The following is a 26629-nucleotide window of genomic DNA, read 5'->3' as shown; positions in this document are numbered from 1 at the left end:
CCACCGAAGGTATACCGAACATGAGCCTTGACCAGTTGTACCAGCAGATCATCCTTGACCATTCGAAGGTCCGCCACGGCAGCGGCCTGGCCGGTGTGGACGCCCCTGAGGGCACGACCACCGGACAGTCCCACCAGTTGAACCCAGTCTGCGGGGACGAAGTCACCCTTCGCGTCGCAGTGGAAAACGGCAAAGTGGCGCAGATTTCCTGGGACGGCGCCGGGTGTTCCATCTCCATGGCCTCAGCGTCCGTCCTCAGCGAACTCGGTGAGGGGCTGACCGTGGACGAACTCCACTCGATCATTGGCAATTTTCGGGAAGTCCTGCGCTCCCGTGGGAAGGTCCACGCAGATCCGGAGATCCTCGGTGACGCGGCGGCGTTCGAGGGTGTGGCCCGCTACGCCGCACGCGTCAAGTGCGCCATGATTTCCTGGGTGGCCGCCGAAGACGCGCTCAACCAGGCAGCGTAAACCAGCGCCGGACCGCCCCGGAAGGCGGACCGGCTAAAAGCAGCAGCGCACTTAAACAAACAGGCGCTTCCCCTGCCCTGCGGCAGAGGAAGCGCCTGTGCTGGCATATGCAGCCGGCCCGGGCGTCAGCCCAACAGGCCCATGACGCCGATCACCGCGGTGGCGGCCCCCAGCACCATGGAGATGCTAACGAGCACCACGTGAACGGTGAGGAACTTCGTTGCCTTGCCGCCGGCGTCGCGCGCCCGTGGATCCTTCATGACCCGGCGCAGGAACTGCGGCCAGACCACGAGCGACCAGACGCCGGCGATGATCAGCAGCAACGCTGCGAACAGGGGAAGCTGCATGGAGTCAGTGGCTTTCGAGCCAGGCCTGGGCCTGCTGCGACTGGATGTTCAGGGCCTTGGCCACCATGGGTTCGGCTGCCTCGGCGATTTTGCCGCCCAGGAACGGCACGGACGAGGTCACGTTGCCTTCAAGCTCAACCCGGGTGCTGCCGCCCTCGGCAACGAGCCGCTGGACTGCGGTCACGTCGAGGGGAGCGCCGGCAATCTTCAGCGTGATGTTGCTCTGGCGGGAACCGTCAGCCCCGGGGGCTTCCCAGTTTTCCACCTGAGTCACCGTGAGTTTTTCGCCCACGAACTTTCGGGCAATCTCCGGCAGTCGGGTGGTGGGAAGGGTCCGGACCGAGGTGGTGCTGAACGCGCCCGCAACATCTCCATCCACGGCAAAGGACTCCAAGGTGCCGCCGACATATTCGCTGGTGTGCCGCTGGAAGTCCTCGTTGATGAAAACAGCAGCGACACTGTCAACGGCATGCGGAAGGGTGGTGGTTGCACTCAGTGCCATGGATCCTCCAGTGATACGGGGTCTGTACGCTTTTTGCTCCCCACATCTTACGGGGCACCGGGCGTGTTCTTGGAACCGGCCTCTGCCCGCTCGGCGTCGGCGATCTTCCGCGCGGCAGTGGTGATGTTCCGTGCCATCGCCGGAAAGATGAAGCTGTGGAAGGGCAGGACGGCCAGCCAGTAGAGCCTGCCGCTGAGGCCTTTGGGGAAGAAAATGGCGCGCTGCCGGTAGCGGCTCCCGCCGCCGTCGGGCTCCACAGACAGTTCAAGCCACGCGCGCCCCGGCGCGCGCATCTCTGCCCTCAGTCGAAGGAGCTTGCCGCGGTCGATCCGTTCCACGCGCCACCAGTCCACTACCTCGCCGGGAGCCAGGTTGCCGGGGTGCCGGCGTCCCCGCAGGAGCCCGGCGCCGCCGGTGAGCTTGTCCAGCCAGCCGCGGATCCGCCAGGCCAGCGGCAGGGAATACCAGCCGTTGCGGCCCCCGATTCCCTCGATGACTGTCCACACGTGGGCCGGGTCGACGTCCCCGTGGAACGTGCGCTCGTCCACGAAGACTGTGTGGCCGGCCCACTGGGGGTCGCTGGGCAGGGGATCGGCATCTACGCCGGCGCTGGCCCAGGTGGTCTCCACCTGGCCGTCACGCTCCTTGCCCAAGGCCAGGGCGACCGCCCGCCGGTACGGAGTCAGGCCGCCCTCAGGCACCGGAATGATGGAGTCGATATCGTGCTCGCGGGACACGGCGTCGTGCTGCAGCGACTGGACCAGCGGCAACGACATCGACAGGGGGATGGGAGTGGTGAGGGCCACCCACAGACCCGCAAGTTTGGGTGCGGGGACCGGGAGTGCCAGGACCACCCGATAGGGCAGCCCGGCCTCGGCCGCGTACTCCTTCATCATGCCCGCGTACGTCAGGACCTGGCGGCAGCCGATGTCGAAAGTGCGGTTAATGTGTCCGGTGAGTGAGGCGGCGCTCACCAGGTAATAGAGCACGTCCCGGACCGCTATCGCCTCGATCCGGTTGCGCACCCAGCTCGGCGCCGGCATCAGCGGGAGGGTTTCGGAGAGGTGCCTGATCATCTCGAAGGACGCAGACCCGGACCCGATCACCACACCGGCCTGGAAGACCACCGCGTCCACCGGGCTGTCCAGGAAGACTTTGCCGACAGCTTCGCGGGACCGCATGTGCATGGACAGTTCCACATCCGCCGGATGGAGTCCGCCAAGGTAGACGATTCTGTCCACGCCGGCGTCAGCGGCGGCCTTCGCAGCGGTCCGGGCCATGGCTTGTTCCTTGGACTCGAAGCCCGATCCGGCGGCCATGGAATGGACCAGGTAATACAGCACGTCGACGCCGGCCAGGGCGTCGCGGAGGGCCCCGCCGTCGTCCAGGCTGCTCTGTACTACTTCCACATCGTCCAGCCAGGGCACTCCGGCTATCTTGGCCGGAGTCCGGACCAGGACCTTCACGGTGTGCCCCGCCTCCAGCAGCCGCGGAACTAGCCTGCCGCCGATGTAGCCGGTAGCGCCAGTAACCAGGACGGTTCGGCGTTCCATGCGAGGTGATTCGGTTGTGCCGGGCATGCTGACTCCTTCCAGTCACCCCCGATTCGGGGCGCTGTCACTATGCCATTCGGAGCGGCATGGCTTCCGGACGGCCACGGATCCTGAAAGCTTAGTCCGGCCCGCGGCGCGGTAGGCTGGGATGACCCGGTATTCGCAGCGAATTTCGGCTTTTCGTGTTGCCTGCGCCGCCCTGAACATCACGGGGAACGCCACAGGCCTTGAACACCACAGGAGTTTCCGCCATGAGCCCCAGCGCCTCCCGCACAGGTACTGCCACGTCCGGCCCGTCGCTTGCTGGACTCCGCCAGGCCCTGGCCGAAGACAGGACCTTCGCCCGGGTCAAGGCCGAGGCAGAACGCGGATTCGACGTCCGCGGCCAGGATTACCAGATCAGCGCGCCCGCCGGACTCCGCGCTGCCCTGCTCGCAGAGATGGCCGACGGCCTGGCCGCCGCACGTGCGGATGCGGCAGGGGAAACGTCCGACGGCGGGATCCCCGCGATGGTCCTGGCCGTCACCGCAACGGGACGCGAGGCAGAGGACCTGACGGCTGCCCTGCGTGCCTACCTCCCGGCCGATTCCGTGGCTGAGTTCCCCAGTTGGGAAACCCTGCCGCACGAGCGGCTCTCACCACGCTCGGACACCGTCGGGCGGCGCCTGTCCGTGCTGCGCCGGCTGGCGCACCCGGAAAGCTCGACGGCGGGTCCGCTGCGGGTGGTGGTGGCTCCCGTCCGTGCGGTGGTGCAGCCGATCGTGGCCGGGCTGGGGGAGCTGGTTCCTGTCACCCTGAAGGTGGGCCAGGACGTCCCTTTCACGGACGTCGTCCGCCGGCTGGCCGATGCCGCCTATGCCCGCGTGGACATGGTCACCCACCGTGGCGAGTTTGCCGTCCGCGGCGGTATCATCGACGTTTTTCCGCCCACCGAGGACCACCCGGTCCGGGTGGAGTTCTTCGGCGACGAGGTGGACCAGATGCGCTGGTTCGCCGTTGCGGACCAGCGCTCGCTGTCTGCTCCGGGCATCCACCACCCCACCGAACTGCACGCCCCGCCGTGCCGCGAAATCCTGATCACGCCGTCAGTGATGTCAAGGGCTGCGACGCTGAAGACCCAGCTCCCCGCGGCCGCCGACATGCTGGAGAAGATCGCCGGCGGAATCGCCGTGGAAGGCATGGAGTCCCTGGCACCGGTGCTGGTTGACGCCATGGTTCCGTTCGTGGAGCAGTTGCCTGCAGGTTCGATCTCGGTGGTCATCGAACCGGAAAAGGTCCGCACCCGCGCGCACGACCTCGCGGCCACCAACGAGGAGTTCCTCGAAGCTGCCTGGTCCACGGCATCAGACGGCGGCACGGCCCCGCTGGACCTCAGCGCACAGGCCTCCGAAGCCTTGCACTCCGCCAGCTTCCGCTCGTTGGCCGAAACCCGCAGCTTCGCGCTGGACCACGAAGTCTCCTGGTGGTCCATCACCTCGCTTGCCACCGATGAGGAGCTGCTGCCGGAGATTGACGTCCTGAACCTGCATGCCCGGGAACCGCGGGGGTACCAGGGCGATGTGGCCGAAATGATGGAATTCATCGGCTCGCACGTCCGGGACCAGTGGCGGATTGTGGTGGTGACGGAGGGCCCCGGTCCGGCCCAACGCCTGGCCGAACTGTTCCACGACGCAGACATCCCCTGTGCCCGTGTGGACACCCTGGACAAGGAACCACAGGCGGGCATCATCGAGGTGACCACTGCCGCCGTCGGACGCGGTTTTGTCCTGGACAGCCTCAAACTGGGGCTGCTCACGGAAGCCGACCTGCTGGGCCGCACCTCGGCGGGTTCCACGAAGGACATGAGGCGCATGCCGTCCAAGCGGCGGAACGCCGTGGACCCGCTGCAGCTGGTCGCCGGCGACCACGTGGTGCACGAGCAGCACGGCATCGGCCGCTTTGTGGAGCTGATCCAGCGCAAGGTGGCAGGCGGCGGTGACGGCGTCCGGGAGTACCTGGTCCTGGAGTACGCCCCGTCCAAGCGTGGTGCACCGGGGGACAGGCTCTTCGTCCCCACCGACCAGCTGGACCAGGTGACCCGGTACGTTGGCGGCGACACCCCTGTACTGAGCAAGATGGGCGGCTCGGACTGGGCCAGCACCAAATCCAAGGCCCGCAAGGCTGTCAAGGAAATCGCCGGCGAACTCATCAGGCTCTACTCCGCACGGATGGCGTCCCGCGGCCACGCTTTCGGGCCCGACACGCCGTGGCAGCGGGAGCTGGAGGAGGCCTTCCCGTACGTGGAGACGCCGGACCAGCTGACCACCATTAACGAGGTCAAAGCGGACATGGAGCGCGAGATCCCCATGGACCGCCTGGTCTCCGGCGACGTGGGCTACGGCAAGACCGAAATCGCCGTCCGCGCGGCCTTCAAAGCGGTCCAGGACGGCAAGCAGGTGGCGGTCCTGGTGCCCACCACCCTGCTCGCCCAGCAGCATTACGAGACGTTCACCGAGCGCTTCTCCGGATTCCCGCTGCGGGTCAAGGCCCTTTCACGGTTCCAGAACGCCAAGGAATCCAAGGAAACCACGGAGGGCGTCAAGAGCGGTTCCGTGGACGTGGTCATCGGCACGCACCGGCTCCTGTCCAAGGATTTTGCGTTCAAAGACCTTGGCCTGGTGATCGTGGACGAGGAGCAGCGCTTCGGTGTGGAGCACAAAGAGGCCCTGAAGAAGATGCGCACCAACGTGGACGTGCTGGCCATGAGTGCCACGCCCATCCCGCGCACGCTGGAGATGTCGCTGACCGGCATCCGCGAAACGTCCACCCTGGCCACTCCGCCGGAGGAACGCCACCCCGTTTTGACCTACGTGGGCCCCTACACGGACAAGCAGACCTCAGCCGCGATCCGGCGTGAGCTGATGCGTGAAGGCCAGGTTTTCCTGGTGCACAACCGTGTGTCCACCATTGAGCGGACCGCGGCGAAGGTCCGTGAACTGGTTCCGGAGGCTCGCGTGGAGGTGGCGCACGGGCAGATGTCCGAGAGCCGGCTCGAACAGATCATCGTGGACTTCTGGGAGAAGCGCTTTGACGTGCTGGTGTGCACCACCATCATCGAAACCGGCCTCGACATTTCCAACGCGAACACCCTGATCGTGGACGGCGCGGACAAGTACGGGCTCTCCCAGCTGCACCAGCTCCGAGGACGCGTGGGCCGCGGCCGCGAACGCGCCTACGCCTATTTCCTGTATCCCTCCGAAAAACCCCTCGGCGAGGTGGCGCTGGAACGGCTCAAGGCCGTCGCCGCGCACAACGAGCTCGGTGCGGGCATGCAGCTGGCCATGAAGGACCTCGAGATCCGCGGTGCCGGCAACCTGCTGGGCGGCGAGCAGTCCGGCCACATCCAGGGTGTTGGCTTTGACCTGTACATCCGCCTGGTAGGCGAGGCCGTGGCGGACTACCGCGGCGACGCCGAGGAAAAGGCCGCCGAGATGAAGATCGAGCTGCCGGTGAACGCCCACCTGCCGCACGATTATGTGCCGGGGGAGCGGCTGCGGCTGGAAGCCTACCGAAAGCTGGCGTCGGCGTTGACCACAGAAGCCATCGAGGAAGTCCTGGCTGAGCTGGTGGACCGCTATGGGGAACCGCCGCTGCCGGTCCAGAACCTGATCGCCGTGGCCCGCTTCCGGGTAGGTGCCCGCGAAGTCGGCCTGTCCGACGTCGCGCTGCAGGGAAACTTCATCAAGTTCTCTCCGGCGCAACTGCCGGAGTCCAAGCTCATGCGGCTGACCCGGATGTACCCGGGCTCCCAATCCAAGCCTGCACTGGACGCGGTGCTGATTCCGAAGCCCAAGACCGCCAGGGTCGGCGGCCGGGACCTGCAGGATGCCGAAATCCTGGAATGGGCCAACGGGGTCATCCGCAACATCTTCTCCGACACTCCTGTTTCAGCCACGCAGTCGGTGAGTTAAGGCTTGATGGGAGGACATCACGCCGCGTCGGGGGCCGCGGCGTGGGTAGCTATTGCCTCGACCGGTCCATACACCCTGGGCTGGTATCCGCTGGACGCCACCGGAATCCTGATCGGCGGCATGGCGACGGCGGGCACGGCGCTGGTGTGCGACTGGGACCACCGGCACAGTACCGTGGCCAACTCGCTGCCGCCGCTGTCCAACGTCATTGCCAGGGGGATTGAGAACGCCAGCGGCGGCCACCGGCAGGGCACCCACTCCATCCTGGGGGCGGCGTTCTTTGTAGTGCTCGCCATGATGGCCGGCCAGATCCAGCTGCAGACCGACTGGGGCCTGTTGTCCGTCGGTGCCGGCCTGCTGTGCATGTTCATGATCAACATTGCGGCCAAGGCGCTGAAGCTGTTCCCCAAATCGGGGTTCATCAGCAACTGGATCTTCGCCCTGACCATGGCCGGCCTGGTGACGTGGTTCGCCCCGCACCAGTGGACCTGGTTGCCGGTGTCAATGCTGACGGGTGTTGTGGTCCACATTGCAGGGGACATGATCACCACCGGTGGCGTGCCGTTGCTCTGGCCCATCGTCATCAAGCCGCCAAAGTTCCTGCGCAAACTCCCGCTGCTCAACGACGTCTGGAAAGCCAATGGGGCGTTTTCACTGCCACTGCTGGGCCGCGCCGGGTCGCGGCGGGAGTGGCTGGTTCTGATCCCTGTGGGCGCTTACGCCATGGTCGGAATGTGCGTTGCCGCCTGGGCGGTGGCAAAAGCAACTCTTCCCGCGGCCGCTGCGCTGGGAAAGACAGCTGTCAGCCGCCTGCTGGGTGCGGACTGACCGGCTGCGCAGGTTGAGGGCAGCCTGAAAGATCGGCCACTTAAAATAGCTGTGGTCCCGGATTGATCCGGGGCCACAGCTATTTGTTTACGGCAGGCTCAGTGGCTTCTTACTTCCCGCCGGCTGAGTCGGAGCGGCCCAGAATGGTCTGGGGGATCCAGTACGCCAGGAAGAAGAGTCCCAGGCAGACGGCCATGGGCCAGGGGTTGTCCAGCGTGAGGAAGGACAGTGAGTAGACGGCGCCCAGGAACAGGATGATCATGACGACAAACAGGCCGATGCTTGTGGCGAGGTTGTTTTCGTTCTCCGGGGTCTGCACCTTGGCACTGCCCGACGCTGTGGTCTTGCTGGACATTCGTTCCTCCTCGGCCCCGCAGGGCTCAAATCTGTGGCGGCAGCGACTGTTGCCGGCACGCGGTCAGTAGCCGGTTGAACCCTGTTCACCCTTGACGATCGCAATGCCGGAGCTGGCACCTATACGTGTTGCACCTGCAGCAATCATAGCCTGAGCGTCAGCCAGGGAACGCACCCCGCCGGAGGCCTTGACGCCCAGCTCAGGACCGACAGTCCGGCGCATCAGGGCGATGTCTTCGGCCGTGGCGCCGCCGCCGTTGAAGCCCGTGGAGGTCTTGACGAAGTCCGCGCCCGCCTCAACTGCAGCCTGGCAGGCAAGGACCTTCTGGTCGTCGGAGAGGAACACCGTCTCGATGATGACCTTCAAAATGGCCCCGCTCGCGTGGACTGCTTCAGCGACGGCGGCGATGTCATCCACCAGGGTCCCCTTGTCCCCGGCCCGCGCGGCGGCGATGTTGATGACCATGTCGATTTCATCGGCACCGTCCAGCACTGCACCGCGTGCTTCGAAGGCCTTCACATCACTGGGGGTAGCACCCAGGGGGAAGCCAATCACCGAACAGGTCAGCACCCCGGATCCCTTCAGGGCGGTCTTGACGGTCTTGACCCAGAGGGGATTCACGCAGACAGACTTGAAGTGGTATTCGGCTGCCTCAGCGCACACCTTGAGGATGTCAGCCTCGCTCGCTTCAGGTTTGAGCAGGGTGTGGTCAATGTAGGACGCGATGTTGCCCGGGGTTGAGTCCGTACCGGTTCCGCGCCGGTCAGCAGAAATGGCTTCGTTGCTCATGATGGTCCTTTCCTCGTGGCCTTGTGGGCCGCTGGAGCCACGGAGTGCAGGGCTCTTTTGGAAACCATCTTGCCACAGCAAGAGCCGCGCCAAGCAGGCAGACCAGGGCAGCGCGGGGTCCCCGCGTTGCTGTGGGGAGGAGGTCAGGCGGCGGTCTGGCGGACCGCGCCGGCAGAGGACGCTGTCATCAGCTGGGCAGCACAGGCACCGGCCGCAGAAGCCGCGGCGACCAGCAGTCCCAGCCTGACGCCGTCGAACGTTGCGGCGTCACCGATCGCCCAGATCCCGGGCACTGAGGTGCGGAAATCCTGGGTGATGGCAATCCCGCCGCCGGGCGCTGTCCGGAGGCCGGCGCTGGCGGCGAGTCCGTCGAGGGAAACCCGCTCCTCGGCCAGGACCACGAGGTCGCCGTTCATGGTGCTGCCATCCGGAAAGACAATCCCGGCGGACTGCAGTCCCGGGCCGGGCGTCCGGGGTGTCACCGCGGCGGGCCGCATGGTGGTGCGAACGGGCCGGACGCCGCGGGAGCGGAGCACCGCCTCCGCCTGTCCCGCCGCGGCACCGGTCCCCACCAGGATTCCCAGCGGCCGCCTGCCCAACTCCGTGCCCAGGTCCTTGACGGCTGACCCAATGCTGGCGGCGTCGTCAATGGTGGAGTAGCTCAGGCAATGGTCCGAACCCTCCACGGGGGCTTTCTCAGGTGCCGAACCGGTGGCGATCACCAGGTGGTCGTAGCCGAATTCCATGCCGTCGGCCGTGGTCACCGTCTGCGTTCCGGCCTCGATGAAACTGGCGGGCTGGCCGCACCGAAGCGAGACTTGGGGGAGGGCTGCCAGTTCCAGGAGTTCCGCGGAGGCGTCGTCGCGGTTGCTGAGGATGGTGATGGTCCCGGTGAACCGGGCCCGGTCCAGCTGGCTGACGAGCGCCTGGGCAGCAGGGCCTGCGCCTGCGATGACAATCCGGGTGGAGCTGGAGGAAGCGGTGGAGGTTGACGTGGAGGGTGCCGGAGCGGACATGTGCTGGCCCTTTCGCTGGCGGCCGCTGAACGGCCGGAACTTCGTGATGGTGCCAGCGTAGGCGGACCGTTTTTCCAACGTGTTTCCCCGTCATTGCCGTTTGACTGGGGCGCGTTCGCCAATGTTTACCCGCCAGTAATGCCGTGGGTCACACCCGGATCCGGTACCCCCGCTTGACCACCGTCTCCACGAGCCGCCCGTCAGGCAGCGAGGAGCGGAGCCTGCTGACGGTCATGTCCAGGGCGTGGACCGAGCCCCGCAGTTCGAGCAGGTCCGAGAGCGCTTCCCGGGACAGGACCGCTCCGCCGGCGCCCAGCAGGGCACGCAGCAGCAGTAGCGGCGCCGGGGCCAGCTCAACAGGCTGCCCGTCCACCCGCAGGCTGCGGCCGCGCAACTCGATGTTGCCGGAGCCCGTGTCCAGGCGCCGGACGTGGTTCAGGGCCAGGTGCTCACACACCAGCCGGATCAGGGCACCCATCCGGAACCGCTCGGGAATGAGAGGGCTGACACCGGCATCAAGGAGCGGCTGGGCTGTCACCGGGCCAACCACCGCCGTGGTGACGTTGGTCTTGAGGCTGTGGATCAGCTCCTTGTAGACGCCCATCTCGTGCGCGGTGCTCCACATGGCATCAACCGCGGGCGCACTCGTGAACGTGAGGACATCCAGGTTGCCGCTGCACGCGGCCTCAATGAGGCGCGGAAGCCGGTCCTCGCCGTCGGGCTTCACCCAGCGGTAGGGGGTAACTGTCAGGACGATGGCACCGGACATACGCAGGCGTTCCAACTGCCGGACATCGGTGTAGCCGTGGAGCTGCACGGCCACGGTCTTGCCCCGCACGCCTTCGGCAAGCAGCATGTCCACCAGTGTCGCGGTGGTTTCGTCGCTGCTGATGCCGACGTCGGCGAGGCCGGCCGCGCGGACGGCACCCCGGGCTTTGGGGCCGCGGACGAACATCCGGCACGCGCCGAGCGTTTCCAGCAGTTCCTCCCCGATCCCGAAGGAATCGGCTGCCTCGCACCAGCGGCGCATTCCGTACGCCGTCGTGGCGATGCAGAGATCGGGCCTGGCCGCGATGATGGCCTTGGTGTCCTCGATGAGGCGGATGTCCTCCTGCACGGGCGCGATTTTCAGTGCAGGGGCGTGCAGCACTTCCGCGCCGCGGCGTTCCAGGGCCTCGATGAGATCCCGGGAGCGCCGGTGCGAGGTGACGCCGATGCGGAAGCCCTCCAGCGGGGAGCTTGCGGCGTCCGAGGTTTCGTCAACCTCGGGCTCGGCCGGTGCCAGTGCGTTCATGGGGGTCAATCCTTTCACGAACCCAGCAGCGAGGCTGCCAGCCTGTCGAGGTCTGCGGCGGCCTCAGCGTGCCCGCGGTTGGCTTCGGCCACCCGGACCACCTCGCCAATGACCAGCACAGCCGGGTTGCTGCACCCGGCGGCGGCGGAGGTGATGGTGCCGAGGTCCGCGATGGTGGTCCGCTGGCCGGGACGGTAGCCGCGCTCGACGACGGCCATGGGCATGTCGGGGGGCATTCCCGCCTTGCGGAGCCCGGCGGCGAGCTGGTGCAGGGTGCCGATGCCCATCAGGACCACGATGGTGCCGCCCAGGCCGGCCAGGTGCATGTGCTCCTTCTCGGTCAGCGGCGCGTGGCCGGAGACCACGGTGAACATGTGGCTGACCTCCCGGTGCGTGACCGGGATGCCTGCGGCTGCCGGGACTGAGATCGCGCTGGTGACACCCGAGATGACGCGGACGGGGACGCCTGCCGCGACGCAGGAGGCAACTTCCTCGCCGCCGCGGCCGAAGACGTAGGGATCGCCGCCTTTGAGCCGGACCACGTTGTTGCCTTCCAGGGCGGAGGCCACCATCAGCTTTTCGATGTCGGCCTGGCTGACCTTGTGGTGGCCGGGCTTCTTGCCCACGTCCACCAGCTCGGCTGAGGTCAGGATTGGCAGGTCCTGGCATGGCGCCAGCCGGTCGTAGAACACCACATCGGCATCGCGGAGGGCTTTGACGGCTGCGACGGTCAGCAGCTCGGTGGTGCCGGGGCCGCCACCCACCAGGGTGACGTGGCCAACGGGCCCGGCGGCCGGTTCGGCCGCTACCGGGATTCCGGCTGCGCGGCACCGGCCGAGCAGGGCCTCCCAGCCCTGCTGGCCGTCGTCGACCGCGGCGACCAGGAAGGGCCGCTCGGGAACCGGGCCGTCATGTGCGGCACCCTGCGGGGTGCTGAGGCGGTAGACGACGGCGCCTGCGGCTTCGTAGCGGCGCACCGCCTGGCGGGCGGCGTGGTCGGAACCGGTGACCAGGACTTCACGGCCGGTCAGATCGATGCTGAGCTGCATGGCTATACCTCGTTCTCGTCGCGGGGCCCCAGGGGGATGGAGGCGCCGATGAGGACCGGCTGCTGGCTGGCGCGGGCCTTCTCTTCCGCGGTTGCAGGCCGCATCTGGCCGCGCTCGTCGGAGACGAAGGTGATGGAATCGTCCTTCTGGTCAGGGGCGTTGACGAAGGACCGGAACCGGCGCAGGCGCTCGGGATCCTTCAGGGTGTCCGCCCATTCGTCCACGTAGGTGTCAACGTGCCTGGACATGGCCGCTTCGAGTTCCTCGGCGATGCCCAGGGTGTCCTTGACCACCACGTCCTCGACGTGCTTGATGCCGCCGTCGAGCTCTTCCTGCCAGCGCGCGGTGCGCTGGAGGCGGTCGGCGGTGCGGATGTAGTACATGAAGTACCGGTCGATGTACTTGATCAGCGTCTGGTCGTCCAGGTCCTTGGCGAGCAGTTGGGCGTGGGCCGGGGTGGCACCGCCATTGCCGCCAACGTACAGGTTCCAGCCGTCGGCGGTGGCGATGACGCCCACGTCCTTGCCGCGGGCTTCGGCGCATTCACGGGCGCAGCCGGAGACGCCCATCTTGAGCTTGTGCGGGCTGCGGAGGCCGCGGTAGCGGAGTTCGAGCTGGATGGCCATGGCCACCGAGTCCTGCACACCGAAGCGGCACCAGGTTGAACCAACGCAGGACTTCACGGTGCGCAGGCTCTTGCCGTAGGCCTGGCCGGATTCGAAGCCGGCGTCCACCAGTTCCTTCCAGATTTCCGGCAGCTCCTCGAGGCGGGCACCGAACATATCGATCCGCTGGCCGCCGGTGATTTTGGTGTACAGGTTGTACTTCTCGGCCACGGCGGCGATGACGCCGAGCTTCTTCGGGGTGATCTCGCCGCCGGCGATGCGGGGGACCACCGAGTAGGTGCCGTCCTTCTGCATGTTGGCCAAGGCGCGGTCGTTGGTGTCCTGCAGGGTGCCGCGGCCGGCGTCCAGGACGTAGGCGCTGTTCTGGCTGGCCAGGATGTTGGCGATGGTCGGCTTGCAGATGTCGCAGCCGGCTCCGGTGCCGTACTTGGCCATGATCTCCTCGAAGGAGGTCAGCTCCAGGACGCGGATGGCGTCGAAGAGTTCCTGGCGGGAGAGTTCGATGTGCTCGCAAAGTGCCTTAGAAACCTCGACGCCTGACTTGGTCAGCTCGGTTTCGAGCAGCTTCTTGAGCATCGGCACACAGGAACCGCAGCTGGTGCCGGCACGGGTGCAACCCTTGAGCTCACCGAGTTCCTGGACCGGGGCGTTGCCGTCGCAGGCGCCGCAGCCGTTGATGGTGTCGCGGATGGTTCCGGCGGCGACGTTGTTGCAGGAACACAGGATGGCGTCGTCCGGGAGTTCAGTCTCCGGGGCCTCGCCGCCGCCTGCCGCCGTCAAGTATGCGCCGGGCTCGGCGCTCAGTTCGCGGCCCAGGAGCGGGCGGAGGCTGGTGTAGGGGCTGGCGTCGCCCACGAAGATGCCGCCCAGGAGGGTCTTGGCATCATCGGTGGTGACGATCTTCTGGTACACGCCGCGGGCGGGGTCGGCGTAGACGATCTCGAGGGAGTGTTCGGTCCTGGCGAAGCCGTCACCGAAGCTGGCCACGTCCACTCCGGAGAGCTTGAGCTTGGTGGCAGTGTCGAAACCGGGGAAGGTGGCCTCGCCGCCGTGCAGGCGGTCGGCAACGATCTCTGCCATGGTATTGGCGGGGGCCACCAGGCCCAGGCACATGCCCTCGAAGTTGGCCACTTCACCGATGGCCCAGATGCCCTCCACCTCGGTGGCGCAGTAGTCATTGATGACCACACCGCCGCGCTGGCCCAGGCTGAAAAGCTGTTCGTCGCCCTCGGCTGCGCGGAAGAGTTCGTCGCGGGGCCGCACGCCGATGGCCACGATCACCATGTCCGCATCCACGATGCGGCCGTCGGCCATCAGGACGCCGGTCACCTGGCCCTCGTCATCGGACAGGACCTCGGACGGGTAGACGCCGCCGTGGACTTCAAAGCCCTTGGCCTTGATAAGCCGGCCCATCGCCTGGCCTGCACCTTCGTCCAACTGCGTGGCCATCAGCCACTTTGAACCGTCGATCACGATCGGAGTGGCGCCCAGCTGCTCCGTGCCGGCGGCCGATTCGAGCCCCAGGAGGCCGCCACCGATGGTGACGGCGTTGACCTTGCGGCCCAGCTTTTCCGTGAGCTCGGTGATGGTCTTGTTAATGGCCCACACGTCTTCAAGCGTCCGGTAGACGTGGGTGAGTTCGTTGCCGGGGATGGGCAGGCGGGCGGCATTCGAGCCGGTGGCGGCCACCAGGTGGTCATATGCGTACGTGCTGCCGGCAGCGGTTTCCACGGTCTTGGCTTCGGGATTGATCTTCACGACGCGCTCGCCGGTCTTCAGTTCCAGGGAAGCGTGGTCCCACATGGAAGCTGATCCCAGGGTGAGGTCGACGTCGGTGTCCGTGAGGGCCTTGGAGAGGGCAACACGGTCGTACGGCAGGTGGGCTTCCTCGGTGAGGACCGTGACATGCCAGCCTTCGAGGCCACGGGAATGCATGGCATCGGCGAAGCGGTGGGCAGCGGGGCCGCCACCGGCGACGACGATGCGGCGCGGGTTCTCTGTGCTTGAAGTCTGTTCGGTCACTGTGGGCCTTTCGCATGGGCCGCAGACGGTGTTCTGCGACCTTCTCTGACGAGGTGTCCACTCAGACTAGGCAACCGCAGTTTCGCTTCAGTTTCCCCTTTGTTTCGTGGGCTTAACTTCTGCATCACGAACGCATTTCCGAGCGGGTGAGTTCTCTTTTACCCGCCGGACACATTCACTGCACGCCGTTGAAACACCGGGTGCCTACGTTGTTAGTACGGCCACGAAGGTCATGACGGTCACATAAAAGTGGCTCAACAAGCAGACAGACAAGCACGGGGAGTTGAACCGGATATGACGGCAACACTGGAATTAGGGGCACTCGCCACCGACACCACCGAATTCGCTATTGGCTGGCACCGGGTTTGCGCCGTGGCGGAACTCGAGCTCGCCTGGGGCGAGGCAGCACTCATCGCCGGCCGCCAGGTGGCCCTCTTCCGGACCGGCCCCAGTGAAGTTTTTGCTGTGGCACACGAGGACCCGGCGACCGGTGCCCACGTGATGGCCCGGGGCATCCTGGGATCCCGCGGCGCCAGGCCAACCATCGCCTCGCCGCTGCACAAAGAGGTTTACGATCTGGAGACCGGTGAATGCTTCGGTACCGCGGCAGTGCGCCTGGAAACGTTCCGGACGCGGATTTCCGACGGTTTTATCGAGGTAGCGGTCTAGGCACGCGCTTGAGCTGCCGGCCCCTGTAGCGTCAGAGTCCGAGGGCCTCGCGGACATCGCCGATCACGGCGTCCAGGGCGAGCCGGGCGGCCTGCCGGGCCTCCGGAAGTTCGGCCGCCGACTCAACCGGGCGGAGGACTTCCAGGTAGCACTTGAGCTTCGGCTCGGTGCCGCTGGGACGGATAATCACCCGGGTCTGGTCACGGGTCAGGTACAGCAGGCCATCGGTGGGCGGCAGGTGTTCGCTCCCCACGGCCAGGTCCACCAACGTCTCCACGGCGGATGAACTGAAGGACTCGGGCGGGCTGACGCGCAAGCGGTTCATCATGGCGTCAAGCAGGCCCAGGTCCGCGACCCGGATGCTCAGCTGATCGCTGGCGTGCAGGCCATACTGGAGGTAGAGCTCGTCAAGTGTGTCGAAGATGGTCTTGCCGGCGGCTTTGGCTGTGGCAGCCATCTCCGCAATGAGGAGCGCGGCTGAGATGCCGTCCTTGTCCCGGACCAAATCCGGCGCCACACAATAGCCCAGGGCTTCCTCATAGCCGTACAGCAGCCCGGGTACCCGGGCAATCCACTTGAAGCCGGTCAGAGTTTCTTCATGGGCGTAGCCGGCTGCCGCTGCGATCCGGGAGAGCAGCCGCGAGGACACGATGGAATTGGCGAACACGCCGGCAGGTCCGGCACCCGCTGTTTCACCGCCGTCGGGCGTTTCGGCGTCGTCAGGTTCGGTATCGTCCGCAGAAACGCTGCCCGCCGCGAGACGGGCCACGATATGGGCCCCCAACAACGCTCCGACCTCATCCCCGCGCAGCATGCGCCAGTCGCCGGTGTCCGGGTCCTTTGCGGCTACCGCGGCACGGTCGGCGTCGGGATCGTTGGCCAGGACAATGTCCGCGTTGAGGCGGGCCGCGGTCTCGAGTGCCAGGTCCAGGGCGCCGGGCTCTTCCGGATTGGGAAAGCTCACTGTGGGGAAATCCGGATCGGGCTCGGCCTGCTCCGCCACGAGCGTGACATCGGCAAAGCCGGCGGCCGTCAACACTGTCACGGCCGTTTCGCCGCCGACCCCGTGCATGGGAGTCAGGACAATCCGCAGATCCCGGGCGGGAAAGCGGGCAGGATCGGCGAGTGCCGCCGTCGCGCGTTCATAGTCGGCGGCCACGGAAGGGTCCAGCACAGTCCAGCCGTCCGCGGCGAGGGTGATGGAATCCAGCGCTCCCACTGCCTCAATCCGTGAGGCAATCCGGGCGTCGTAAGGCGCCACGATCTGCGCCCCGCGGCCGCTTTCCTCCACGGCATGGCGGCCCAGGTACACCTTGTAGCCGTTGTCCTGCGGCGGGTTGTGGCTGGCGGTGACCATCACGCCGCCGTCGCAATCGAGGGCACGCACGGCGAACGCGAGCAGGGGAGTGGGCAGTGCGGCCGGCATCAGGAAGGTGTCAATCCCGGCAGCGGTGAAGATGGCCGCCGTCTCCTCCGCGAAGATGTCCGAGTTATGGCGGGCGTCGTAGCCGACGACGGCGCGCGGCCGGGTTCCCGGCGCAGCTTCACCGACGGCGTCGGTCAGGAAGGCGGCGAGTCCGGCGGCGGCGCGGCGCACCACCACGCGATTCATCCGGTTTGGTCCGGGTCCGAGGGCGGCGCGGAGGCCGGCGGTGCCGAACTGCAGGGTGCCGCTGAAGCTGTCGGCGAGTTCCTGGCTGGCGGCGGCGGAGCCGTCCTCCGCCTGGTGCACCAGTTCTGTGAGAGCGGCGGCCGTGGCTGGATCCGGATCTTTGGCCGCCCATTCACGGGCTCGGCTGAACAAGGAGGCGGCATCGGTGGACGTCATGGGGTCAACGCTATCGTCATTGCCCGCGGAACGGTCCCGGACACTCGCCGGTGACGGTGGAAACCCGTCCGGACTAACCAACGCGCGGTCACATAGTGCCCGAAAAAGGCCTTGATTTGAGCGTTAAGTGACCCCGCGTTGGCCTAAAGCTTCGCGATGATCCCGGCCAGCAGTTTGGAGATGCGCGGTCCGGCTTCCTGGCCCGACTCGAGGACTTCCTGGTGGCTCAGCGGCATGGTGCTGATGCCGGCGGCGAGGTTGGTCACCAGGGAAATGCCGAACACCTCCATGCCCGCATGGCGGCCCGCGATGGCTTCCAAGGCTGTGGACATGCCCACCAGATCCGCGCCGATCCGTTTGGCAAACTGCACCTCGGCCGGGGTTTCGTAATGCGGACCGGAGAACTGGACGTAGACGCCCTCATCCAGCGAAGGATCCACCTCACGGGCGAGGTCCCGGATGCGGGAGCTGTAAAGACCTGTCAGGTCAACGAACGTGGCGCCCTCAAGCGGGGACGTGCCGGTGAGGTTGATGTGATCCTTGATGAGGACCGGCGTGCCCGGCGTCCAGTTTTCGTTGATGCCGCCGCAGCCGTTGGTGAGGACTAGGGTTTTGCAGCCGGCGGCCGCCGCCGCGCGGATGCCGTGGACCACGGCACGGACTCCCTTGCCTTCGTAGTAGTGGGTCCGCGCGCCCAGGACCAGCGCGCGTTTGCCTTCCGTGGTCAGAACGGAGCGGATGGTGCCCACATGCCCCACCACGGCCGGGGCGTGGAAGCCGGGAACCTCGTCCGCGGCCAGGGTGGCAGTGGTCTCGCCGATCAGATCGGCGGCCTCGGCCCAGCCCGACCCCAAAACCAGCGCGACGTCGTGGCTGGCCACTCCGGTCTTCTCGGCAATGTAAGCAGCAGCGGAGCGGGCGGCGTCGAAGGGGTCACTGGTCAGGAAGTCTGTATTACTCACTGGTACAAGTTATCGTGCTGCCGTCCTTGTGCACAGTGTCACGGGTGCCGGTGACGTGCACCATTGATCCGGGCTTTTTGTTGGTGTCCCGGCGAGATGGGGAGAGAATGGTTGATTGTGACTACGCATCCAGATTTCAGCTCACCCCGGATCGCAATCCTGGGAGGTGGCCCCGGCGGATACGAAGCCGCCATGGTCGCGGCCTCCCTGGGGGCGCAGGTCACCATCATTGAACGTGCCGGACTGGGCGGTTCGGCGGTGCTCACCGACGTCGTACCTTCCAAAACGCTGATCGCGACGGCGGATCTGATGACCCGCGTCGGCGAGGCGGGGGAGCTGGGAGTGAAGTTTGACGTGGACGGCGGCGACTTTGTGCCCGTCATGCACGCTGATCTCAAACACATCAACGACCGCCTCCTTGGCCTGGCCCGCCAGCAGTCGCGTGACATCACGTCCGGGCTGCAACAACATCCGAACATCCGCATCATGATCGGATCCGGCAAGCTGGTGAATAGCCACACCATCGAGGTCCTGACAGCGGACGGCACGGAAACCGTGGAGGCAGACACCATCCTGCTCGCAGTGGGTGCGCACCCGCGGGAGCTGCCTACGGCCCGGCCCGATGGAGAACGCATCCTGAACTGGGCGCAGATCTACAACCTCGATGAGCTTCCCGAGGAACTGATTGTGGTGGGGTCCGGTGTGACCGGTGCGGAGTTCGCCTCCGCCTACAACGGGCTTGGCTCCAAGGTGACGCTGATCTCCAGCCGCGACCGTGTGCTGCCCGGTTCGGACACCGACGCCGCAGTGGTGCTGGAGGAAGTGTTCGAACGCCGCGGTGTGCAGGTCCTGTCCCGGGCCCGCGCCGAAACCGTGGAGCGGACCGACGACGGCGTGGTGGTCACCCTGGGTGACGGGTCGAAGGTCACCGGCAGCCACTGCCTGGTCTGCGTGGGTTCCATCCCCAACACCGCCGGAATCGGCCTTGAAGAGGCCGGCGTGGCTGTCACCGAGAGCGGCCATGTCAAGGTCGACGGCGTCTCCCGCACCACGGCGCCGAACATCTACGCCGCCGGTGACTGCACCGGTGTCCTGGCGTTGGCGTCGGTGGCCGCGATGCAGGGCCGGATCGCGATTGCCCACTTCCTGGGCGACGCTGTGATGCCGATCAAGCTGCACCAGGTGGCGTCCAACATTTTCACCTCCCCCGAGATCGCTAACGTGGGTGTCTCCGAGGCAGAGATCCAGTCCGGCAAGTACCAGGCTGACATCATCAAGCTGTCGCTCAAGAGCAACGCGCGCGCCAAAATGCGCAATGCCAAGGACGGCTTCGTCAAGATCTTTGCCCGCAAGGGCTCCGGCACCGTGATTGGCGGTGTGGTGGTGGGCCCGAACGCCTCCGAGCTGATCTTCGCCATCTCCATCGCGGTGAAGCAGAAACTGCACGTGGACGACGTCGCCAGCACGTTCACCGTGTACCCGTCCCTGAGCGGCTCCATCTCGGAAGCCGCCAGGCGCCTGCACGTTCACATGTAGGCGGCCTCGGCGGCCGGAAGCCTTCTCCGCCTAGAACGGATACGGCGCGATGTCCGGGCGCATGGTGAGCCACTGGATCTCCGTGAAGGACTCCATATTGGCGTGGTGCCCGCCGATCCGTGAGCCGTTGCCCGAGCTCTTCATCCCGCCGAAAGGTGAGTTCGCCTCGTCGGACACTGTCTGTTCGTTGATGTGGACCTTGCCCGCATCCAGCTGGTCGGCGATGGTCATTGCCATGCCCACATCGCCCAGGATCCCAATTGACAGCCCGTATTCGTTGCCATTGGCCAGGGCCACGGCTTCCTCCACGGTGGAAAATTTCATCACCGGAGCCACGGGACCGAAGATCTCGTCTTTCCAGGCCGGGCTTGCCATGTTGAGGTCAGCGAGGACAGTGGGCTGGTAAAACCTGCCGTCGTGCGTGCCGCCAGCGGCGACGCGGGCACCGCCCCGCACTGCGTCCTGGACCATCGAGTCGATCCGGTGAAGCTGCTTTTGGTCGATGATTGGGCCCAGAGCCACCGTTCCGCTCTTAGGGTCTCCGACGGGTAGGTTCCTGGCCTTGTCCGCGACGGCACTGACGTAGTCGTCGTAGAGGTCCTCGTGGACGATGTGGCGCCCGGCGGACATGCAGATCTGGCCCTGGTGCATGAAGGAGCCGAAGGCCGCCGCCGAAGCGGCTTTCGCCAGGTCCGCACCCGGCAGCACAATGAGCGCATTGTTACCGCCGAGCTCCAGATGGGCACGTTTGAGCAGCCGGCCGGCTGTCTCGCCGATCTTCCGCCCTGCCGCCGTTGAGCCCGTAAAAGCGATGGTGCTGACTTCCGGTGCCTCGACGACGGCGGCGCCGATGTCCGCTCCGCCGGGCAGCAGTGCCAGGAGTCCGGGCGGCAGTCCGGCTTCCTCGAAGATCCGGACCAGGGTGACCCCGCCGCAGACCGCCGTGCGCGGATCCGGTTTCAGCAGCACCGCGTTGCCGAGGGCCAGGGCGGGAGCTACCGCACGGATGGAAAGGATCAGCGGGAAATTGAACGGCGCTATGACGGATACGACGCCCACGGGTCGACGCCGGGCAAAGGACCAGCGGTTCTCGTTTGACGTCAGCACGTCTCCCGCCGGGAGGGAAGGCAACGCCGAGGCGTCATAGCATTCGTTGGCCGCGATATGGGTTTCGAGGGCTGCCTTGGGAGGGATACCGCCGGACTCACGGACGATCCAGTCCTGGGCTTCGGCGGCGTGCTCCTCCCAGAGCATCCCGGCGCGGCGCAGCACCGCGGCTCGGTCCTCCGGGTTGAGCTTGGCCCACTCTTTCTGCGCGGCAGCGGCCGTTGTGGCTGCTTCGCGGACGTCGTCAACGGAGGCGAGGCCATAGGTTCCCAGCGTATCTCCGGTAGCGGGTTCGACGGCGTCGGCAGCGCCGCCACCTCCGGTACGCCAGCCGTTGAGGTAGATCTTTCCCTCCCAGAGGGAAGCGTCGAGCAGGGACATGTCTTGTCCTTTCGTGGGGGATACGTCGTACCGCACTGGCCAGTGGACGGTGAACCGGACCCGGGGCCTTTGTACATCACATGCCGCCTGGCCTCGGCCGTCAAGAGTGGAAGACGGTTTCGAGACGATGGTGACGTTCGGCCCTACTCCGCCATGCCGCACCGTGGACACACTGGGGCATGGCCAAGATCTACATCCCGTACGGGAGCGTTGAAGGGCAGACCGCCCAGATTGTGGAGTACGTTGCCGATGTGATCCGGGCAAACGGGCACGAAGCTGAAACCGTGGACCTCAAACACTCCGGCGACACCATCCCGGACGGGCAGGATGCCGTCATCGTGGCGGCGTCCGTTCACATGGGCAAGCACGAGAACTTTGTTCTCGACTTTGCCCGCCGGAACCGGGCTGAACTCGAGCGGCTTCCGTCCGCCCTGATCTCCGTGAGCCTCGCCGCCCACGGAGACGAGCACAGCGCTGAGGGCTATGTGGCCGCGTTCGAGGAGCAGTCCGGCTGGCATCCCGCCCATGTTGGGATCTTCCCGGGCGCGCTGCTCTATACGCAGTACAACTTCCTCAAACGCCAACTTATGAAGAAGATCACCAAGGACAAGGGCTCCACGGACCTGGACACGTCCCGCGACTATGTCTACACCGAATGGGACGGCGTGAAGCGTTTCACCGAGGACTTCCTTGCAGGGTTGGCTGAGCCGTCCGTTCAGGGCCCGGTGTAGGGCCGATCAGGACCGGGCGTAGGCCGGGACCATGTTTCCGGGGGCAAAGGGCTTGAACCACTGCTCGAAGCCCAGGTTCGCGTTGACGACGGGATTGGTGCCGTCTGTTTCCAGCTCCGTGTACAGCGCCTGGCTGTCCGCATCCTCCAACAGGACCTCCTCAACCTGTGCCCGCCAGTCCTCCGGCAGATCCAGCTCGTAGATGTCCTCGGTGATTTCCGCCTGGTCGAGCAGGCAGCGGACGGCGAGTTCGGCCGCGATGCAGCCGGGCGCTGCCCAGCCGCGGCCAAGGGAAGCAGCGACGTCGGCGGCGACGACAATGAACTTCCGCGTGAACCCGGCGTCGTAACTGGACGCGAACTGCGGCGGCAGCGAGGACAGCACGTAGGACTTGGCGATGCCGGACGCAGTGACGGCATCCGGCCGGCCCAGCGCCTCGAGATCGCGGAAGAGTTGGTCAAGGAGAATACCCGACGAGTTCCAGAGGAGGCCGGCCAGCAGACGGGTCCGGCTCACAGCTTCTTGCCGACCGTCGGCGGGGACGGCAGCCATTTCAGCCAGCTCTTCCGGGTCGAACAGGAGCCGCTGTTCGGGGGTCATGTCATCGGGGTGGGGATCGAGGCCCAGCAGTTCCAGGCTCAGCCCGGTCAGCTTGCCTGCGTCGGCCAGCAGTTCTTCGGTGATGTCGTCTTCCTCGTCGGCATTCATGGCCCCGATGCTACCGCCCGTCTGCCGGCATACCGATTCGCGTTACGCATCCATGTCCACGTTGGGCGTGTACATGCCCGGCCTCCCCGTCTTCAGCGCACCTCAGGCGGCCGGCACCGCTTGGAAGTGTTTTTCGATGAGCCCCTTGATGTCGTCGTGGCAGCCGCCGCAGCCCGTGCCGGCGCGGGTCGCCTTGGACACGTCGGCGACGGTGGAGCAACCGCCTTCAACGGCGCCCTGGATCTTGGCCCCGCTGACTCCGGCGCAGCGGCACACGGTGCCGGCAGGATCGGCCGGGCCGGTGGAGGCCATCTGGTCCGGGCCGTCCAGCCGCAGCAGCAAGGACCGGTCCGCCGGCAGTTCAGCACCCCGCTCGAACAGTCCCACCAGTTCGGCGGCCGTCCGCGGCATGCCCACGGCCACCAGGCCTTCCAGCACTCCGCCGCGGGTGGTCATCTTGACGTAGCGGCCGTGCTCGGGGTCCGCCCACTGGGCGATCTGCAGGCGCGGGCGGCCGCCGGCCGCCCCGGCGGTCAGGACCTCCTCGTCCCATGGATCGGCCGCGTTGTTACCGGCGACTGCCATGTTCAGGCCGCGGGCCTTGAGCACAATCACGCCAGCCTGCTCCCGGGGCAGTTCCGCCAGCGAATCGGCTTCGTCCTGCGTGCCGGTGGCCAGCAGGGTCAGGTATTCGGCCAGCCATTCGGCCTGCCGCCAGCCCGGTCCCACCAGCCCGGACGGGCCCTTCGCCGTGCGGCAGTCATGGCAGGCATGGTCCGGGCACCGCACTTCCGCGCAGTCACCGATGGCGAAGATGTGCGGCTCGTGGTGGGCCCGGAGCCGGTGGTCCACCAGGATGCCGGTACCGGTGGACAAGCCGCACCCTTCGGCGAGTTCGGTCCGCGGCCGGACGCCGCATGACAGGACCAGGAGGTCGCCGTCGATCGCGGAACCGTCGTCGAGCAGCAACGCCGAAAAGCCGCCGTCGGGCGCGCTGTGCTCCACCCCGGTGGAGCGGGCGTTGCCGGCCATCCGGACGCCGCACCGGCGCAGGCTGGCGGCGAGGACCGCGCCGCCGCCGCGGTCGATGTTGCGTCCAAGGGGATGCGGGCCGTTGTGGACTACCGTGACGGTGGCGCCTTCCTCGGCCGCTGCGAGGGCGGTCTCGAGGCCCAGCACACCGCCGCCGAGCACCACCACGCGCTTGCCGCCGTCGACCGCCGCGCGCAAAACCGAAGCGTCACGCAGGTCCCGCAGCGCCGTGACTCCGGCCGGGAGGACGGGGGAGGCGGGGTCCGGGTTGATTCCCGTGAGGTTGGGGATGACCGGACGCGAACCGGTGGCGAAGACGAGGCGCTCATAGTGGGCCGTCGTACCGTCCGTGAGGATCACCTGCTGGCGGGCCCGGTCCACCCGCCGGACCCGCACACCGAGCCGCACGTCCACGCCGTCGGCGATCAGGGCGGCCGCATCCGAAAGAGCCAGGGCATCCGCCGTGGTGCGGCCCGCGCCCAGATCGGCGACCAGGACCCGGTTGTACGCGGCCTCCGCTTCCTCGCCCACCACTGTCAGGCTGACATGCCCGTCGCGGACCGCAGGCAGCAGTTCATCGATCAGGCGGGCTGCCACCGGGCCGAATCCGACAATGACAATCTGCTCACTCATGAGGCCTCCGCTGTTTGAAGAACGCTGTGCTGAAGTCCGCTTTGTTGAAGGTCGCTGCGTGCCGCCGCCCGGACCCAGACCTTGTTGAACTTGAATTCGGGCATCCCGGAGACGGGGTCGGTGGCGGCTTCCGTCAGGCGGTTGGCGCTTTCAAGTTCCGGGAAATGGAACGGCAGGAACACGGTCTCCGGGCGGATGGCGGTGCTGAGTTCCGCCCGGCAGACCACCTCGCCGCGTTCATTGGCCACCGAGACGAAGGTGCCCTCGGTGATGCCCATCGCCGCAGCGGCCGCCGGGTGGATCTGGACTTTGGCCTCCGGCTGGCTGGCCAGAAGTTCGGACACCCGCCGGGTCTGGGCCCCGGACTGATAATGCTCCAGGAGGCGGCCGGTAATGAGGGTCATGGTCTGGGCGGCCGGGTCCGGATTAGCGGCCGGCGTACGACGGCGGCGGGGCGTCACCGGGGTCATGACCGCCTTGCCGTCGGGGTGCGCAAAGGTGTCCAGGAAGAGCCGCGGCGTACCGGTGCTGCCTGCCGGGTACGGCCAATACGCGGCTTCGCCGCGGTCCAGCATGGCGTAGTTGATGCCCGAGTAGTCGGCCAGTCCGCCGGCGGAGGCGAGGCGCAGCTCTTCGAACACCGTTTCCGGGTCCTCGCTGTACGTCGAGGGGGCGTCGAGGGCCTCCGCCAGCCGGGCCATGATCCATAGCTCGCTGCGGGCACCGGCGGGAGGCTGGATGGCCCGGCGGCGGCGCAGGACACGTCCCTCAAGGTTGGTCAGGGTGCCTTCCTCTTCGGCCCACTGCAGTACGGGCAGGATGAGGTCGGCCTCGGCGGCGGTCTCGGACATAAAGAAGTCGCAGACCACCAGGAAGTCCAGGCTGCGGAGCCCGGCGATGACCGCGTTCGCGTCGGGGGAGGCCACCGCAATATTGGACGCATGCACCAAAAGGCACCGGACGCCGTCGGGCTGTCCCAACGACTTCAGCAGCTGGACGGCGGGGAGACCGGGGCCGGGAATCAGCGATTCCGGGACGCCCCAGACGCCGGCCATGTGGGCGCGGGCGGCGGGGTCGGTGATTTTGCGGTAGCCGGGGAGCTGGTCGGCCTTCTGTCCGTGCTCGCGGCCGCCCTGGCCGTTGCCCTGGCCGGTGAGGGTGCCGTAGCCGCTGCGGCGTGAGCCGGGCAGGCCGAGGAGCAGGCTGAGGTTGATCGCGGCGGTGGCGGTGTCGGTGCCGTCCACATGCTGTTCCACGCCGCGGCCGGTGAGGATGTAGCTGCCGCCCTTGCGGGCGCCGTCGGCAAGCCTGCGCGCGGTGTCGCGGATGAGTTCCGCCGGGACGCCGGTGATGGACTGGACGCGTTCGGGCCAGAAGGCGCTGACGCTGCGGGCCACGGCGTCGTAACCGGTGGTGCGTGCGGCGATGAAGTCTTCGGCTGCCAGGCCCTCGTGGATGATCACGTGCGAGAGCCCCAGCAGGAGGCTGAGGTCGGTGCCCGGCAGGGGCTGCAAGTGGAGGCCGCCGCCGTCGGCCGTGAAGTTTGCCGTGGCTGAGCGGCGGGGATCTACGACGATGAGGCCGCCGGCGTCGCGGGCACCTTTGAGGTGCTGGACAAACGGCGGCATGGTTTCGGCAACGTTGGAGCCCAACATCAGGATGGTGCTGGCGGTGTCCAGGTCCGTGAGCGGGAATGGCAGGCCGCGGTCAACGCCGAAGGCCCGCATGCCGGCGGCCGCTGCGGAGGACATGCAGAACCGGCCGTTGTAGTCGATGCGGGAGGTGCCGAGGGCCAGCCGGGCGAACTTCCCCAGCATGTAGGCCTTTTCATTGGTGAGGCCGCCACCGCCGAACACGCCGACAGCGTCCGCCCCGTAGCGTGCCTGCGTGTCCCTGACGGCGGTGGCGACCAGGGCCAGGGCCTGGTCCCAGCCGATGGGCCGGTGGATGCCGTCGGCACCCTTCAGGAGAGGTTCCGTAACGCGTCCCGGGTGGTTCAGGAGGGTAGCCGAGGTCCAGCCCTTCCGGCACAGGCCGCCGCGGTTGGTGGGAAAGTCGCGTCCTTGGACGTCGAGGAGCGCTTCGGGGAGCGGGGCTTCGAAGGTGGCCGGCACGGCGGTTTTGGCGGGCACGGGCGCCGGCCCCGGCTCGGAAGCCGGGGCCAGTCCCGCTGGAGACGTCAGCGTCATGGCGCACTGCAGGGCGCAGTAGGGGCAGTGCGTGGCGGCGCTTTTGGTCATG

Annotated in this window: 21 protein-coding genes; 6 read left to right on the top strand and 15 right to left on the bottom strand. The window is 66.9% G+C overall.

Annotated elements, in window-relative coordinates:
- Positions 1-20 precede the first annotated feature (20 nt).
- The gene (gene sufU, locus AC1DIM_RS03815; protein ID WP_477709164.1) at positions 21-470 is read left to right on the top strand and encodes a Fe-S cluster assembly sulfur transfer protein SufU; all 450 of its coding nucleotides are present in this window, start codon (positions 21-23) and stop codon (positions 468-470) included.
- 125 nt (positions 471-595) lie between these two features.
- Here the strand turns inward: sufU and AC1DIM_RS03810 are convergent, their stop codons facing one another.
- Genes AC1DIM_RS03810 through AC1DIM_RS03800 form a run of 3 tightly spaced genes read right to left on the bottom strand, consistent with a single transcriptional unit; the run spans position 596 to position 2899 of the window.
- Positions 596-817, bottom strand: coding sequence for an SCO4848 family membrane protein (locus AC1DIM_RS03810; RefSeq protein ID WP_477709163.1), 222 nt, complete (start codon positions 815-817; stop codon positions 596-598).
- A gap of 4 nt (positions 818-821) precedes the next feature.
- Positions 822-1319 carry a DUF2505 domain-containing protein gene (locus AC1DIM_RS03805; protein ID WP_477709162.1) on the bottom strand — a complete coding sequence of 166 codons (498 nt, stop codon included), beginning with the start codon at positions 1317-1319 and terminating at the stop codon, positions 822-824.
- 47 nt (positions 1320-1366) lie between these two features.
- Positions 1367-2899, bottom strand: coding sequence for an SDR family oxidoreductase (locus AC1DIM_RS03800; protein ID WP_477709161.1), 1533 nt, complete (start codon positions 2897-2899; stop codon positions 1367-1369).
- Between the two features lie 224 nt (positions 2900-3123).
- Here AC1DIM_RS03800 and mfd point away from each other — a divergent pair, with 224 nt between their 5' ends.
- Positions 3124-6822, top strand: a complete 3699-nt coding sequence (gene mfd, locus AC1DIM_RS03795) for a transcription-repair coupling factor (protein WP_477709160.1) — start codon at positions 3124-3126, stop codon at positions 6820-6822.
- Positions 6823-6828: 6 nt separating this feature from the next.
- Positions 6829-7650 carry a metal-dependent hydrolase gene (locus AC1DIM_RS03790; protein ID WP_477709159.1) on the top strand — a complete coding sequence of 274 codons (822 nt, stop codon included), beginning with the start codon at positions 6829-6831 and terminating at the stop codon, positions 7648-7650.
- Between the two features lie 109 nt (positions 7651-7759).
- Here AC1DIM_RS03790 and AC1DIM_RS03785 read toward each other — a convergent pair whose 3' ends face one another.
- From AC1DIM_RS03785 to nirB, 6 genes are all read right to left on the bottom strand, one after another.
- Complete coding sequence (locus AC1DIM_RS03785) at positions 7760-8005, bottom strand: hypothetical protein (protein ID WP_477709158.1); 246 nt, start codon at positions 8003-8005, stop codon at positions 7760-7762.
- Positions 8006-8068: 63 nt separating this feature from the next.
- Positions 8069-8794: a deoxyribose-phosphate aldolase gene (gene deoC / locus AC1DIM_RS03780; protein ID WP_477709157.1), complete on the bottom strand. Its 726-nt coding sequence runs from the start codon at positions 8792-8794 to the stop codon at positions 8069-8071.
- A 143-nt stretch (positions 8795-8937) separates the two neighbouring features.
- Positions 8938-9810 (bottom strand): FAD-dependent oxidoreductase, encoded by an 873-nt coding sequence (locus AC1DIM_RS03775; protein ID WP_477709156.1) that lies wholly within the window; start codon positions 9808-9810, stop codon positions 8938-8940.
- 148 nt (positions 9811-9958) lie between these two features.
- Positions 9959-11104 (bottom strand): uroporphyrinogen-III synthase, encoded by a 1146-nt coding sequence (locus AC1DIM_RS03770; RefSeq protein WP_477709155.1) that lies wholly within the window; start codon positions 11102-11104, stop codon positions 9959-9961.
- 14 nt (positions 11105-11118) lie between these two features.
- On the bottom strand, positions 11119-12153 hold the full coding sequence (gene cobA / locus AC1DIM_RS03765) for a uroporphyrinogen-III C-methyltransferase (protein ID WP_477709154.1): 1035 nt from the start codon (positions 12151-12153) through the stop codon (positions 11119-11121).
- Between the two features lie 2 nt (positions 12154-12155).
- Positions 12156-14801 (bottom strand): nitrite reductase large subunit NirB, encoded by a 2646-nt coding sequence (nirB, locus tag AC1DIM_RS03760; RefSeq protein ID WP_477709153.1) that lies wholly within the window; start codon positions 14799-14801, stop codon positions 12156-12158.
- 294 nt (positions 14802-15095) lie between these two features.
- Here nirB and nirD point away from each other — a divergent pair, with 294 nt between their 5' ends.
- Positions 15096-15470 carry a nitrite reductase small subunit NirD gene (nirD, locus tag AC1DIM_RS03755; protein ID WP_477709152.1) on the top strand — a complete coding sequence of 125 codons (375 nt, stop codon included), beginning with the start codon at positions 15096-15098 and terminating at the stop codon, positions 15468-15470.
- Positions 15471-15501: 31 nt separating this feature from the next.
- On the opposite strand, the gene AC1DIM_RS03750 is transcribed toward nirD, so the two are convergent.
- Both AC1DIM_RS03750 and AC1DIM_RS03745 read right to left on the bottom strand, forming a co-directional pair.
- Entirely contained in the window at positions 15502-17298 is a 1797-nt protein-coding gene (locus tag AC1DIM_RS03750; RefSeq protein WP_477709151.1) for a phospho-sugar mutase, read from the bottom strand.
- Positions 17299-17441: 143 nt separating this feature from the next.
- A complete protein-coding gene (locus tag AC1DIM_RS03745) occupies positions 17442-18260 on the bottom strand; it encodes a purine-nucleoside phosphorylase (protein WP_477709150.1) in 819 nt (272 codons plus the stop codon).
- 117 nt (positions 18261-18377) lie between these two features.
- On the opposite strand from AC1DIM_RS03745, the gene AC1DIM_RS03740 reads away from it, so the two are divergent.
- The gene (locus AC1DIM_RS03740; protein ID WP_477709149.1) at positions 18378-19796 is read left to right on the top strand and encodes an NAD(P)H-quinone dehydrogenase; all 1419 of its coding nucleotides are present in this window, start codon (positions 18378-18380) and stop codon (positions 19794-19796) included.
- A gap of 30 nt (positions 19797-19826) precedes the next feature.
- Here AC1DIM_RS03740 and AC1DIM_RS03735 read toward each other — a convergent pair whose 3' ends face one another.
- Positions 19827-21284 carry an aldehyde dehydrogenase family protein gene (locus AC1DIM_RS03735; protein WP_477709148.1) on the bottom strand — a complete coding sequence of 486 codons (1458 nt, stop codon included), beginning with the start codon at positions 21282-21284 and terminating at the stop codon, positions 19827-19829.
- Positions 21285-21463: 179 nt separating this feature from the next.
- Here AC1DIM_RS03735 and AC1DIM_RS03730 point away from each other — a divergent pair, with 179 nt between their 5' ends.
- Complete coding sequence (locus AC1DIM_RS03730; RefSeq protein WP_477709147.1) at positions 21464-22015, top strand: flavodoxin domain-containing protein; 552 nt, start codon at positions 21464-21466, stop codon at positions 22013-22015.
- Positions 22016-22021: 6 nt separating this feature from the next.
- On the opposite strand, the gene AC1DIM_RS03725 is transcribed toward AC1DIM_RS03730, so the two are convergent.
- The 3 genes from AC1DIM_RS03725 to AC1DIM_RS03715 all read right to left on the bottom strand — a co-directional run bounded on the left by AC1DIM_RS03725 (position 22022) and on the right by AC1DIM_RS03715 (position 26628).
- Positions 22022-22723, bottom strand: coding sequence for a hypothetical protein (locus tag AC1DIM_RS03725; protein WP_477709146.1), 702 nt, complete (start codon positions 22721-22723; stop codon positions 22022-22024).
- A gap of 102 nt (positions 22724-22825) precedes the next feature.
- Complete coding sequence (locus tag AC1DIM_RS03720; RefSeq protein ID WP_477709145.1) at positions 22826-24388, bottom strand: FAD-dependent oxidoreductase; 1563 nt, start codon at positions 24386-24388, stop codon at positions 22826-22828.
- Positions 24385-26628: a molybdopterin oxidoreductase family protein gene (locus AC1DIM_RS03715; protein WP_477709144.1), complete on the bottom strand. Its 2244-nt coding sequence runs from the start codon at positions 26626-26628 to the stop codon at positions 24385-24387. Before AC1DIM_RS03715 ends, AC1DIM_RS03720 begins: the two co-directional genes overlap by 4 nt.
- Position 26629: the final 1 nt, after the last annotated feature.

It is taken from the genome of Pseudarthrobacter sp. 01T43, assembly GCF_056398665.1.
This window is presented reverse-complemented; position numbering and strand designations above follow the sequence as displayed.